The sequence below is a fragment of the Asanoa sp. NPDC049573 genome (assembly GCF_040676615.1).
GTDB lineage: Bacteria > Actinomycetota > Actinomycetes > Mycobacteriales > Micromonosporaceae > Asanoa.
In genome coordinates this window covers 668,879-682,135 of the sequence record NZ_JBFAPI010000002.1, presented here as the reverse complement: position 1 = coordinate 682,135, position 13,257 = coordinate 668,879, and the positions used below count along the sequence as shown (strand labels likewise).

At 69.3% G+C, this 13,257-nt stretch carries 10 protein-coding genes, 1 rRNA gene and 1 pseudogene; 3 read left to right on the top strand and 9 right to left on the bottom strand.

Annotated elements, in window-relative coordinates:
- A 5S ribosomal RNA gene (gene rrf, locus AB0J74_RS06840) occupies positions 1 to 94 on the top strand; the annotation flags it as partial.
- Positions 95 to 608: 514 nt separating this feature from the next.
- On the opposite strand, the gene AB0J74_RS06835 is transcribed toward rrf, so the two are convergent.
- From AB0J74_RS06835 to AB0J74_RS06820, 4 genes are all read right to left on the bottom strand, one after another.
- The gene (locus tag AB0J74_RS06835; protein ID WP_363445425.1) at positions 609 to 1,580 is read right to left on the bottom strand and encodes a DMT family transporter; all 972 of its coding nucleotides are present in this window, start codon (positions 1,578 to 1,580) and stop codon (positions 609 to 611) included.
- Between the two features lie 259 nt (positions 1,581 to 1,839).
- Positions 1,840 to 2,100 (bottom strand): hypothetical protein, encoded by a 261-nt coding sequence (locus AB0J74_RS06830; protein WP_363445423.1) that lies wholly within the window; start codon positions 2,098 to 2,100, stop codon positions 1,840 to 1,842.
- 8 nt (positions 2,101 to 2,108) lie between these two features.
- On the bottom strand, positions 2,109 to 2,885 hold the full coding sequence (locus AB0J74_RS06825; RefSeq protein WP_363445421.1) for a hypothetical protein: 777 nt from the start codon (positions 2,883 to 2,885) through the stop codon (positions 2,109 to 2,111).
- Positions 2,882 to 5,209, bottom strand: coding sequence for an FtsK/SpoIIIE domain-containing protein (locus AB0J74_RS06820; protein ID WP_363445419.1), 2,328 nt, complete (start codon positions 5,207 to 5,209; stop codon positions 2,882 to 2,884). Before AB0J74_RS06820 ends, AB0J74_RS06825 begins: the two co-directional genes overlap by 4 nt.
- A 3-nt stretch (positions 5,210 to 5,212) precedes the next feature.
- On the opposite strand from AB0J74_RS06820, the gene AB0J74_RS06815 reads away from it, so the two are divergent.
- Both AB0J74_RS06815 and AB0J74_RS06810 read left to right on the top strand, forming a co-directional pair.
- Positions 5,213 to 5,419, top strand: a complete 207-nt coding sequence (locus AB0J74_RS06815) for a hypothetical protein (RefSeq protein ID WP_363445417.1) — start codon at positions 5,213 to 5,215, stop codon at positions 5,417 to 5,419.
- Between the two features lie 110 nt (positions 5,420 to 5,529).
- Complete coding sequence (locus AB0J74_RS06810; RefSeq protein ID WP_363445415.1) at positions 5,530 to 6,024, top strand: hypothetical protein; 495 nt, start codon at positions 5,530 to 5,532, stop codon at positions 6,022 to 6,024.
- Here AB0J74_RS06810 and AB0J74_RS06805 read toward each other — a convergent pair whose 3' ends face one another.
- From AB0J74_RS06805 to AB0J74_RS06785, 5 genes and pseudogenes are all read right to left on the bottom strand, one after another.
- A complete protein-coding gene (locus AB0J74_RS06805; RefSeq protein WP_363445413.1) occupies positions 6,025 to 6,630 on the bottom strand; it encodes a hypothetical protein in 606 nt (201 codons plus the stop codon). It abuts the gene before it with no gap.
- 34 nt (positions 6,631 to 6,664) lie between these two features.
- Positions 6,665 to 7,804, bottom strand: coding sequence for a M23 family metallopeptidase (locus AB0J74_RS06800; protein WP_363445411.1), 1,140 nt, complete (start codon positions 7,802 to 7,804; stop codon positions 6,665 to 6,667).
- Entirely contained in the window at positions 7,801 to 8,085 is a 285-nt protein-coding gene (locus AB0J74_RS06795; protein WP_363445409.1) for a hypothetical protein, read from the bottom strand. Before AB0J74_RS06795 ends, AB0J74_RS06800 begins: the two co-directional genes overlap by 4 nt.
- A 283-nt stretch (positions 8,086 to 8,368) precedes the next feature.
- Positions 8,369 to 10,288 carry an MFS transporter gene (locus tag AB0J74_RS06790; RefSeq protein ID WP_363445407.1) on the bottom strand — a complete coding sequence of 640 codons (1,920 nt, stop codon included), beginning with the start codon at positions 10,286 to 10,288 and terminating at the stop codon, positions 8,369 to 8,371.
- 1 nt (position 10,289) lies between these two features.
- Positions 10,290 to 13,251, bottom strand: a pseudogene (locus tag AB0J74_RS06785) (ATP-binding protein); the annotation flags it as partial.
- Positions 13,252 to 13,257 lie beyond the last annotated feature (6 nt).

The following is a 13,257-nucleotide window of genomic DNA, read 5'->3' as shown; positions in this document are numbered from 1 at the left end:
AACGCCCGGTAACATTCCGAACCCGGAAGCTAAGCCCTCCAGCGCCGATGGTACTGCACCCGGGAGGGTGTGGGAGAGTAGGACACCGCCGGACATCTTCTACTAGGGCCACCTCTTTAGAGGTGGCCCTAGTTGTATTTCCCTAGCATTACTGCCCGCGTGCCCCGACGGCGTTTGTCGCCAATGCGGCGACGCAGTCGTCGAACGAGCCGTGCTCCCTCGGGTCGAGACCGATCGTGCCGCCGGCATCCCCCATTGTGTTGGTCCCCGTCGTCGGCGGTTTCTGCGGCGACGCGACCCCGCAACCCGCTCGACTTCCAGCAGGTTGCAGGGCCGGGTGTCGCAGTTATGCCCGCTTCACGCACGCTGGCGGCCGCCGGCCGCCTGACTGGGAGCGGGGGACGGGTCGGGGTCTGGCTACGACGGCACGCCTGGATGGGACTCTGCCACCCACCGCTTTGGCGTCTGGCCAGCCTTTCGGTACAGCCCGCGCACCGCCGTTGATAGGTGGCCCGGCCGCGACCGCCTGCGACCACGGCGAACAGGTATGACGATCCCGACCCGGCCTGCCAGCCGCAGGCCCTGTCAGGAGTAGAGGCCAGCGAGCCCTAGAGGGGTACCGCCGACCGCCCCGATCCGCTAACCGTGGATTCCGCCTCGACCATCACTGCCGACTGGGGTGTGCGGCGTTCGTACCAGGTCAGGGCCAGGACCGCACCGACCAGCAGGGTCGATCCGACGGCCGCCGCGAGTGTCAGTTGCTCGTCGAGCCAGAGCACCGCGATCACCGCGGCGGTCACCGGCTCGATGAGGGCCACGATCGACGCCGTGGTCGCGCGGACGACCGCCAACCCGGCGAAGAACAACGCATAAGCCAACGCGGTGGGTCCGGCCGCCAGGTACGCGAGTAGGCCGAACGCTGTGCCCCCGTCACCCGAGGTCGGCAGGAGACCCTCAGCCAACGCCAGCGCGAACAGGCACACCATGCCGACGATGAAACTGGCCGGGAGCGTGGACCCTCCGCTCGCACCATCGCGACCGATCCGGCGGGTGAGCAGCGTGACCACCGCGTACCCGGTTGCCGACAGCAACGCGCACGCCAGCCCCAGCGCCGGCGCGGAGCCGGCGGTCGCACCACCACCGGCCACCAGCAGGATCAAGCCAAGCGTCGCCAACCCGACCGCGGCCGCACCGCCGCGGCCCAAGGGCTCGCCCAGGGCGAAATGCGACCCGACAGCGATGAAGATCGGGCCTAACCCGAGCGTCACCACCGTCGCGACTGCGAGCCCGGCGTAGCCGACCGCGGCGAAATAGGCCGTCTGATAGACCGCCAGGCCAACCCCGGTGATCACCACGTGCCGCCAGCGACAGCGCTGGGCCGAGCGCGGGCGCAGGACCAGGTGGCCGACGCCGAGTAACACGGCCCCACCGACGAACCGCCAGAAGGACACCGCGAGCGGGCCCATGCCGTTGTCGGCATAGAGCAGGGAGGCCGCGGCGCCGCCGGTGCCCCAGGCGACCGCGGCCGTCAGGATATAGAAGATTCCCCGCCCCACGGGCAGGTTGGATCGCACATTCACGTTGGAACTCCGTTGTCGTCGCCGCCCGGGCGCCCGCGAGAGAACCCGGGCTCGGGAAAGAGGCACGAGCCGGGGTCAGGTAACGACGGTCGTTACCGGGCGGGCGGTGGCGAGACAACGAAGAGGTTCACCAGGGCACCTTATGCGCCGCGGTGGTCCGTTGTCTTTTGGATTGTGTGTCGCGGACCTGGCAGCGAAGCGAAGCGAGCGGTCCGGCGGGAGCGACGGTCGTTCCCCCGACGGACCCGGGACCAGATTTTCAGACCACAGTTCGATAGCTGTCGGCCGAACTGATCGCGCTGCTCGCCAGCGCCTGTGCCTCGTCGAGGCGGGCGCGGGCCTGTTCGAGGTGGGTGATGGCGTCGACGATCGACGGGTGCAGCGAGCCGATCGCGGTCATCCGGAGGCGGGTCAGCGCCTCGTCGAACGAGTCCGCCACGCCGCGCAACGTTGCCAGCGCGTGTTGCGTCTGGTCAACCGACGCGGCCAGGTTGAGTTTGACCTCTTCGACGTTTGGCATGCGGTCACCTACCCCGTGACGGCCAGCACGGCCGTGCCGATGAGTGTGATCAGGACGGGCGCGAAGCAGACGATCGCACCGATGCCGAGAGTGCGGTCGACCTTGCCGTCGGGTGCCGGGAACGCGGCGCCGATCGTGACCCACGCGAACGCGAGCGCGGCCAGGGGCAGGGTCAGGCCGCAGCCGAGCGAGTAGATCGACATCGGCGTGCCGCCGGCGGTCACCAACAGGGCGATCTGCACCGCCAGGACCGCGGCCGCGAACGGGGCGTAGACCAGCATGTTGCGCAACCATGTGCGGACCGGCGGGCCCTGGCTCAGTGCGGCGCCGGGCGCCCCGAGCAGTGCCGCGTCGGCGCGGTCGGCGGTCGAACGGGCCTGCTGCAACGCGGCCAGGACCGCCGACGGCCCGCCGGCCACGGCCCGATCGGCCGCCGCGGCGTCGGTGGGGGTCGGGTGCAGCTCGGTTTCGGGTACGCCGGCCTCGCGCAACCGCGCCTGTTGCGGCAACAGCCGGGCGCGGACCGCGGCCAGTTCGTCGCGGGCGGCGCGGACCACCTGGGCCTGCTCGCCGGCTGCCGTGGCGGCACCGCGCCTGACCGTGTCGAGGCGTTGGGCCGCGGCGCAGTAGGCGTCCCACGCGGCGGCGGGGTCGTCACGCTTGTGACCGTAGGACGACTGCTGGGGTACGGCGGGCGTGGCTGGTCCGACCGGAACCGGCACGGGCGTCGGCTGGTCGGGCACGGTGAACGGGGTGCCGTTGGTCGGGTGGTCGTGAGGTGTCATCGGTCGGCCTCGGGACGGACGAACGGGACGATGACCGAGGTGCGGTCGGTGTGCCGGTCGTGCAGCAGGGCCCGGTTCTCCCGCGGCTGCCAGTCGACCGGGCGGCTGAGCAGCAGGCTCACGTCGGACGCCGGGACGTTGAGGAAGACCAGGCCGGCGACGTCTTCGCGGGCGCCCGGGCCGACCTCGTCGGTGAACCGGCGCAGGCCGCGCCACCACGACAGCAGGTGCACGCCGCGGCCGGGACCGGTGCGCAACACCAGGCGAAGCCGGTCGGGCGGCAACGCGCCGCCGGCCATCGCGTCCATGCCGAACACGACCATGTAGCCGGGGCGGTCGATGGTCAACGCGTCGGCGAGCCCGGCCGCGGTGACCAGCTCGACCTCCTGGTGCTCGGCGAGGTCGCGGGCCAGTGTTGCGGCAACCTCGTCACCTTCGGCAACGAGTGACGCGATCACGAAGCGGGCGGTGCGCGGAGGGTGGTGCGCGGCAACGCCTCGAGCGGCGGCGTCGAGCACGCCGGCGCCGGTCGCGCTCGGCCCGATCACCGCCAGGTGCCGGCCGGGCGCAGTGTCGAGCGGGAACGTCGCCGTCGACAGCGGCACGTCGATGTGCCGGCCGACCAGGGCCGCCGGGCGGGTGATACGCCCGGCCAGCGCGGCCCGGAAGGTGGGGTCGTCGTTGAGGTGCTGATGCGCGTACCCGGCGAAGACCTTGGGTGGTGCGGCGTCGGCCCGGCGGCGTTCCCAGAGCGAATGACGGAGCTTGACCAGCGCGGATCGGTCGCCGTGCGGGTCCGGGAAGCGGATCAACCGCTCGTGGCCGCGGGTCGCGCCGCGGGGGCCGCCCAGGCCACCGGCGGTGTTGACCACCGCGGCACCGAGCGGCAACCCGGCGGCCGCGTCGTTGGTCGGCTCGAGCACGTCGCCGCCGCCCGGCAATGCGACCCGCACCGGGAACTGACCGAAGATCGAGTCGCGCTTGGCATAGAGCGCTTCGACGCCGAGCACGGTCTGACTGGCCAGGACCAGATGGATGCCGTACGAGCGGCCTTTGCGCGCCAGCGACTCCAGCAGGGTGACCGCCTCGGTCGCGGCCCGGTCGCCGCCGGCCAGCAGCACCTGGAACTCGTCGACGACGCAGACGATGCGCGGCAGGCGTTGGGTTTCGCGCAGGTCGGTGAAGCGGGTGACGCCGGCCTTCTTGTAGGCGATCGAGCGGCGGCCCATCTCGGCGTCGAGCTCGCGGAGGACGGCCAGCCCGTACTCCCGGTCGGACTCGACGCCGACCGCCCGCGCGTGGGGCAGCCAGGTGCGGTCGCGCTCGGTCGGGACAAACTCGGCGAACGAGATGCCCTCTTTGAAGTCGAGCAGGTAGAGGGTCATCTCGTCGGGCCCGTAGCGGGTGGCCAGCCCGTAGAGCACGTTGATCAGGAAGGCGGTCTTGCCCGCACCGGACCGCCCACCGACCATCCAGTGTGGAGTCAGGTCGTTGAACTGCAGGTTGACCGGCCGGTCACCGTCGTGCCCGACCACGGTGGCCAGGCCCGCCGCGGAGTCGTGGGCCCAGATGTCGGCGGGGTCGCCGGGCAGCAGGTCGGCCAGGGCGAGCCGGGCGCTGGCGGCGAACCGCGACCCGAGCTCGGCACACACCCGCTCGAACAGATGCGGCGGCGGATCGTCGTCGAGGAATACCGGCGCGTTGAGCCCGACATTCGGCGGCTTGGCGAAGCTGGCTCCCGGCGGATCGCTGACCAGGGCGTGGGGGTTGCGCAACGCGATGCGGGTGGCCCGCGGCAGTGGTTGCTGGGTTGTCTCCAGAGTCAACGGCGGCGGCGGCCAACCGGCGACGATGAGATGCAGGCCGGCGTCGGGCCCGACCTGTGCGAGGGCACTGATCCGGGCCAGGTCGGCGCTCTCGGTCAACTCGGGCAACGAGGCGATGACCAGCAGAAGCGTGCGCTCCCGGCGGTTGTGCCGGGCAGCGGCAGGCCGGGCCGGGCGTACCCACTGCTCGGCCTCGGCGAGTGTCGCGCGGAGGGCGGTGCGATCCGTGGCCGGTGGCGGCATCAACCCGGCATCGGCAAGGGCGGCGAAGGGCGCGAAGAGCATCCCGCCACCGGCGTCAACGGCGCGGACCAGCAACGATCCCGGCGCGGCGGCGGCGAGCAGCCGCAACAGGGTCGCCCGCAACAGCCCCGCGACCCGCGGATCCCGCGCGTCGGCGTCGATCGTCAGATGCCCGGCGCCCAGCAGCGGAACGATCGCCGGAAATCGCGCGTCGTCGAGCGGTTGCGCGGTGCCGATGCGCACGAAGGCGGGCACCCCATGCCCACCGAGCGGCGTGTCTTCGAACCGGGCGTCAAGCTGCCCACCGAGCCACCCGGGAGTAAGCACACTGGCGGCGACCCGCATCTGCTCGGCAAGCTCGTGCTGCGCCCGCTCGTCGGCGACCGGCGCCCGAACCCCGGCAAGCGCCCCATCGGCAGCATCGACAGCCGCAGCGGCCTGGCGGTGCAGCGCGGCGGCCTCTAGTGCTCGCGCCTGCGCCCTGGACACACCGCTCACCTCCCGGAGTGACCGTATAGCAGCGCGCCAGAATGTCCCACGCTCCCCACCGCGTGCCGTACGGCTAACCTCGGCATGTGGATGCCGTATCCCCCGCACGCACGAACCCGGTCGTGCGAAGCACCCGCCCGCTGCGCCTCCTCCTGATGGTGGTCGCAGGGGTCCTGACACTCCTCTGCCTGGGCGGGGTCGGCGTAGGCATCAACCTCTACGACGAAGCAACCGCCATCGACCGCGAGAATCCCGACGTGGCCGTCTCGAACTACCTGCGGGCCTACCTTGTCGACCGGGACGACGAGAAGGCTGCACTCTTCACCTGTGCGGCAGACCAAGGTCTTGAGCCGATGCGCGCCTTCAGGCAGGACATCGAGATGCGCGAACGAAGCTTCGACATCACGATCGCGGTCGTATGGGGCCCTATGACGATCAACGAAGTGGGCTCCGGCCGCGAGGTTTCGACCGAGGTCACCCGCAGCATCGCGGGGGCGGAGCGGTCGGTTCAGACCTGGAAGTTCACTCTGGTGGATGAGAACGGCGGTTGGCGCGTCTGCGGTGCCCAACGCGTTAGCTAACTACTCGATCCAGAGGAGATGAACTGGGACTTCGAGGGTCTTGGGTGCCTGACCGCTCCAGGCCCATCGATACCACTCCAACTCTGTTGCCAGCCGTACGCAGATGTCGCCATCCGCGTTGGTATGCACCTCTGTAACCGCGCGCAGGTCGCGTCGCTCAACACCGTCGATCACCTGGACTACTCGTCGCCCAGACAGCGCGTCGACGTCCACTGCGGGCACCGGCAACCGGGTCGCGGGCGCGTCCAGGGAAACCAGTCGAGATATCACGTCGCGGTGTCCCGCGGCGGGCGAGTCGGTGCTTCCGAGCGTCTCCACCCAGACTCGGTCGACTGGCACGAGCGGTGCGAATACCTCGATCTGCTCAGATTCAGCCCGGTACCACTCCTGCTCAGGGATCGCTGGGACGTATGTGCGGCTGCCCTGAACGATTCGGTCGTCAGCGCGCAAGTCTCCGCGCCAGCCGGCGCCAGGGAAGCCCACAATCAACCGTCGCCCCCGCAGGTCGACCATAGTCGCAGCTGGCGACGGCACCACAGGCCTCGGCGGTCGCGGTGCCCAGTCTGGTTGATCGGCGAACGGATCAGGCATCGGCTCGCGGCTCATCCGTGGTCTCCGGTCCGCACGCCGATGGTCGGCACTAGGCGCCGGTGCCCACTGGCGCGCCCTTGTCTCGCATGAACGGCAATGGATTGGTAGCACCCGAACTGCTGCGGTCACCGTTCAGGTGCACTTCAAAGTGTAGGTGCGGACCTGACGAGTGACCGCTCGTCCCGACGATGCCGATCGGCTGGCCGGCAGCGACTGTCTGACCAACGCGAACCTTTGGGCGGTACAACATGTGGCAGTAGCGGGTCATCACGTTGTCGGCGTGCATGATGTCGACGTACCAACCGCAGCCGGGTGTCGACGGAGAACCATCGCGATCGCAGCGGTAGGGCGGTTGGCTGTCGTTGTCGCAGCGAGAGACGATGACAACGCCTGCGGCGGCTGCCAGGATGTCGTCGCCACGCGAGGCGCCAAGATCGACGCCTTGGTGGTCGGGTCGTTCTGGGGTGCGGAAACCGGAGACCACGCCTGCCTTGACCGGCGCGGTCCAGCCGGATGCCGCGATGTCACCCATCGTGGCACAAGCCAACGTGGCGTTTCCGCCGGTCGCGCGGGCCGCACCGTCGGCCAATAGGTTCACGATCTCCGCCGCGTCCGACTCGTGCTTTGCATAGGCGTCCGGGAACGCACTTCGCTGTACCTTTTGTGCAGCGTCGGTCAACGCCAGTCGCTCCCAACCCGGGACCTTCAGCAGCTTTTCGTAGAACTTGCGGCTCGCGTATTCCGGGTCTCGCACCTGTTTCGGTGTTCCCCAACCTTGACTAGGCCGCTGTTGGAACAGGCCTAGCGAGTCATGGTCGTTGCGGTTGCCGAGGTCGCCCAGGTTGTTCAGCGCCGACTCCTGCATTGCTGTCGCGACCGCGATCACCCAGCCTTTGGGCGGTACCTTCATCTTGGCGCCGACGTTGACAATGATCGCGGCGTTACGGATCTGGGTCTCTCCGTAGGCGCCGACCCGCGGCAACTTCCCGTTGGGGGGAAGGGGTCCCGCGGCGCCACATCCGTACGTTGACAGCGCCTGATCGTCCGTACTCAGCCCGTCGAAGAAGAAAGCAGCGGTACCTCCCCCGCAGCAGAGTAGAGCCAGCGTAACCGTGGCCGCGATGAGCAGCGCTACCCGCCGCGGGCGGCGGGGTTGACCAGCGCCGTCCTTTTCTCCAAGTAGCGTCATGCGCGCTCCCAGTCGACGCCATCAACCAACCACCGGCCATCGACGACGACAAGACGAAGCAACAACGTTCCGGAGTCAACCGGGTACGAGACTTCGACCAGTCCGCTGCCCTGCGGCGCGACGGTTGCCGCACCAGTCAACCGCTCAGCCGGGACGACGACGGGGTCGACGTCTTTCAGCTTTGCTGCCAGTTGCGAAGTGACGTGCGGCCGCAACGCCGAATACCAGGCCTCTGCCGAAGCCTCCCGATCGAGCCACGCGGTTGCGAACGCTTCGGCCACGGTCTGGGGCCTCGCTGCGCCTGACTTGAGACTCGGTCCCGGATCCACCGCAGTCGGAGTCGTCGACTCAGGTTCGACGACGCCATCGTCGTCCGGCTCGACGCTCGCTGCGGATGTTGAGGTTTCCACAGGGATGACGCCCACGTGCGAAGCTCGGTCCGGGTCGGAGAACACTCGGGCTACTCCGACGACTCCGAAGATCACAATTGCGAGAACCACTGCGATCCCGAGGCGGGACCGGAGAGCTGAGGTACCGAGGAGTTGGAGTACCCGACGCACCTGGTCACCTCGCCTCGGACCGGATCCGTGGCGGGGTCGGCGCAGGCGGTGCGTCCTTGGTGGACTCTGGGCGGTAGATGGCGTAGCTCGCGGGCGCAGTCTCTGGGACGTCTGGCTCGACCCAACGTGCCGGTCGGCGTGTTCGCACCTGCGTGCCACCGTTGGAGGTCGTTGCCGGCACGGGCACGTCGGATCGTTCCTCAGGCCTCACGCGCTCGCTGCCGCTAGGCACGGCGTGGCTCGGATCCTCGAGCCGTGCCTCCGGTCGGAGGGAAGTTCCTTCGGCGACAACGCCGCCACGCTTTGCGAACTTTGGCTCAGCTGTGCCGCCGGGCTGGGCGACATCAAGCTTTGCTGCTTCGCGCATGTCTCTGAAGAACCTGCGGTGCCACGAGCCCGCCGATGTGATGGCAGCCGTGCTGTCCTTCCCGCCGAGTTGGGTGATCCGTCGGTATGGCCGGAGCAGAAGCCAGCCGACCACGCCGCAGAGCCAGACCAAGACAACCTGAAGCCATCCGGGAAGGGTCGCCGTATTCATGATGAGGTCGACAGCGAATAGGTAGATCGCAGCGCCGGTGCCGAAGATCGCGATATTGAAGACGGCCGCGACCACCGCGTTGCCAAGTCGCCGGAGACCGGCGCTGGCGGGGCGCATCAACCCGACAGTTCCTAGGATCGGCGCCGCGATCACGGCCCACCTGAAGATCAGGAAGCCGAGTAGCACCAGTAACGAGGCAGTCAGGTCGAAGAGTGAGAAGAGGATTGCGGCCAGCAGCGCGATAAAGCCGGCGCCGACCCTCTCCATGTCCTTGCTTCCCTGAAGATATTCATATGCCTCTGGATCTTCGGCCTTGATCTGCTCAGCGACCTTCTCCCATTGGCGGTTCTTCTGGGCGTTGATCTCTTCCCGATCAGCCGGATTGCTTCTCGCGCGTGCTGCTTCTTCCCAACCCAGCGACTTAGCGTCGTACAGGGCAAGCCCATATTTTTTTGCTACGTCGCTATCGGCGGAACCAAGCACACCGCGGAGCCAGTTGCGGTAGAGCATCGTCTCGGTGACGGTGTCGCTTGCTCGGACGGCGGGGGGTCGACTGTCCTTACACGCCTCTGGGTCGCCAAGCTGGCACTGCCCGGCCGGAGCATCCTTCGGTCGCGGACCCACGGCATCGTGGACCACGCCTAACACGCTGACGAGGGTGCCGTCTGCAACGTTCGCTGACTTCACCGGCCACGCGGCAAGGGCAGTCACCGCGACCATCACGAGAAGCGCCCATCCTGCGGTGGTCATGGCGTTGCTCATGTCGCTCTGGCGTGAACGCCAGAGGAGGTACAGGCCAACTACCGCGAGTGTGACGACGCCGAATACCGTGAATACCTTGGTGTAGACAGCCTTGGTTGCCTGGTCGACGAGGGGATCGGCCCAGCCCCACATCGTTTCTGGGTCCCAAGCTCGTTCTCGCACGGCGTTGGACGCGCCGATCACGGCGGTGGCGATCATGAACTCGCCGTTCGCGACCGTCGTCAGGAACCGGTAGTCGGGGTGGAGCACGGTCGACGCGCATCCGCCCTCGACGTCGTACGTCGTGTAGCTGTACCCGGCGTACCCGTAGTCGCTGTACATGCCGGGAACGCCGGACCGGTTCGAGGCGTCAGGCCGATCGGCGAACCAACCCGCGAGGCCTGAGTCAGGCGCGCTGGGTGTCGGCGGATTCAGGCACGTGGCGCGACTGCTAACAACGTCTGGGAGCTTGTCGACGCAGGCTTTGAAGTTGGCTTCCCACTGCTCGATGGAGCACACGTCCCCCGGAGCTTTGGTGGGCACCGGGGACGCGGCCGCGCCGAGGGCGGGCCAGCTGATGGTGGCCAGCGCCGCCACCAGCAGGGTGAGGATCAGAGAAGTTACCCGTGCTCGCGCCCGAGGCATCTCATTCCTCCAGGTCGGCGGGGGGGCTTGGCGGCAGGATGGACGGCGTTGTGGCCGCCGCTGGTGTGGTGTCCAGGTGGTCCAGCAGGCCGTCTACGTAGGAGACGTCTACGCGAATCTTTTGGACCCGGCCGTCTACGTCGCGCATGACGAACTCGCGGAAGCCCAGGCGGGTGGCGGATGAGGTGTCGATGTTGGAGAGGGACGCCAACGTTGCCTCGTAGCCGTCGTTGACTGGGACGCGCAACAGGCGCAACGCCTCCGATGCGATTTCCTGGTCTTCGGCTATGCGGCCTACGAAGACCGTCGAGACCAGGTTTTGCACGTCGAGGCCGAGGATGTCGCGTGGGTTCTGCGACGCGACCAGTGCGGCCAGGTTCCACTTGCGGGAGTCGCGGGCCAGGCGGACCAGGAAAGACCTGCCCGACCGCCAACCCTCCATGAAGTGGGCCTCGTCCAGGCCGACCAGCTTGCGCTGCGACATGGAACCGCCGTAGCAGCGGCGTACGGCCAGGCGGTGTGCGGTGTGCAGCATTGGCAGCGCCAATGCTTCCTCGGCCGACCAGTATTCGCGCTCGATTTTGAGGTCGGGGAGGCGTAGGCCGGCCATCGTGATGACCGTCAGGGCGGCGTCGGAGCCGAGCAGGTGCTCGGGTGGGCGGCCGAAGAACAGCAGGGCCAGCGGCATTTCGGCCGTGTCGAGCAGCAGGTTGGCCAGTTCCTTGCCGTCGTCGTCGTCCATCGCGGCCAGGCACGCGACCACGTCGTCGAGGGTCGACGTCTCCTCCGCCGGGACCTGGCGCACCGCGTGGCGCAGCAGGGTCGCTGTCGACGCCTGGCGGGCGACCTGCGGTGGGACGAGCATCATGCAGATGTCCTGCACCAGCATCCGGCGCTCGGCCCGGGAGTTGGAGACGGCGATCTCGTACTCCCGGTCGCCCGGCGCGCCCAAGGAGAACTCGGTGCGCAGGGGCGTCGGGATCAGGGCGTACGGCGCCAGCGTGCCGGCCTCTGAACCGGTCAGGTTGAGCACCCGGGAGAACGGGCGCAGCTCCGGCATCGCGCACAGCCGGGCCAGCGGGCCGGACGGGTCGAGCAGGGTCACCTGCACGCCACGCCGCGCCGCCAGGTAGCCCAGGGCGCCCAGCAGGGTCGACTTGCCACCGCCGGGCTCGGCGACGAAGACCGCGAGGCCCGAGCGCTCGCGTACTTCCATCGGGAAGTGCAGGTCCAGGAAGACCGGCCGGCGGCAGGTGCCGGCGGTGCGGCCGATCAGGTCGCCGCGCCGGTCGCCGACCGTTGACGCGGCTTGCGGCAACGCCGCCGCGAGCAGCTTGACCGGCATCCGGCGGATGTAGCCCGTGTTGGCGATCGGCTCGCCAGGGATGAACTCGCGGGCGAGCCAATCCTGGTTCTTCGGGTGTTGCAGGGAGATGCGTAGCTCGCGTGAGTAGAGCTGGATCAGCCGGCGGGCCCGCTCGAGGCACTCGTCGCGGGTGCGGCCGCCGACCGCGATGCGGTGCCAGCCGTGCGCGCGGGCCGACTCGACCGGCATGCCGGTGGTCATCTCGTCGCCGATCACCAGCGCCCGCTTGGCGAGTCGCTCCAGCTCGGGCGGGGCGTCGATGCCGTGCTCGGCGTAGTCGAGCTGCTGCGACCGGATCATCCTGAGCCGGTGCTCCAGGTTGCGGAACGAGTCACCGGAGCCGAGCACGTCGACCCGCGACGAGATCTCCATCGGCCAGGGCAACCGCTCGTGGAAATGCATCCACGGCTCGTGCCGCTCCGGGATCTCCAGCGGCTCCATCCGGCCGACGGCCAGGATCGCGACGTGTCGCTCCTCGCCGGTCATCCGGTTGACCAGCTTGACCGTCGAACCGTAGGGAGTGCGGTAGCGCTCGATCTGCTCGGTCAGCCCGAGCAGGTCGCCGCGTTCCCACTGGCCGTTGGAGACCGGCGACAGCGTGCGCGGCGGCTCCATGCACAGCGCGACCGAGCGGTAGAGCAACCACTCGAGCTCGGTCGGGGTGACCCGGCGGCCGCGCATGCCGAACGCGCCGAGCACCTCGTCGAACTGCTCGACGGTGCGGCCGAGCTTGCGCCGCTCACCCTCGGCGACCCCGCGGCCGAAGCTGCGCAGCACCCGCTCGGTGAGCGTGTTGCCGAGCGACCGCCGGGCGAAGGTCACACCCAGATAGGTCTGCCCCTCGGCGTGGTTGACGGACAGCAGGTGGCGTTGCGCCGCGACCAGGTGATCGGCCCAGGAGACCGCGCCCGGGACGCTGGCCAGCGGCGCCGGCGTGTGCGCGTCGACGGTGCGGGCCCACTCGTCGGCCGGGAACGGCCGGGTGGTGCGGCGCAGGTGCAGCCGGAAGCCGGCAAGACCGGCATATTGCTCGGAGATCGCGGAGAGCAGCGCCTCGCGTTCGGCGTCGGGCCGGAAGGCCCAGCGCACCTCGGGCAGCCAGTACCACGCGGTCACCGTGTTGGGCGTGAACGTCAGATGGCCCGCGATCTCGGTGATGGCCAGCCCGATGCTCGGGTCGCGGTCGCCGAACTTGATCGCCGGCGGCTTGACCGTGACCGGCTTCTTCGCCGGCTCGCGGCGCTCCTTCTCCTTGCGGCGGGGCGGCTGCGCGGGCTCGCGCACGATCGGCAACTGCGCGCCCGGTCGGTCGGGCGCCCGCTCCGTCCGCGGCGCGACCTCCGCACCACGTTCGGGAGCAGAGGGCAACGGGGGTACGGCGTTGCCGGGCCCCGCGGCCGGTCGCCTCGGCCGGGCGGGTTGCTGTGGCGCCGCGAGGCGGCTCGACGTCGGCGGCTCGGACCGCCGCCGCGGCTCGGGCCGCGAGTCGGGAAGCTCGGGCAGCGCCTCGACGCCCGGCTCTAGGAAAGCGTCAGCGCGCCGGCCACTCCGGTTGTCGGGCAGCACCCGGTTGGCCCGGCTGACGATCCGCTGCCGGTCGGCC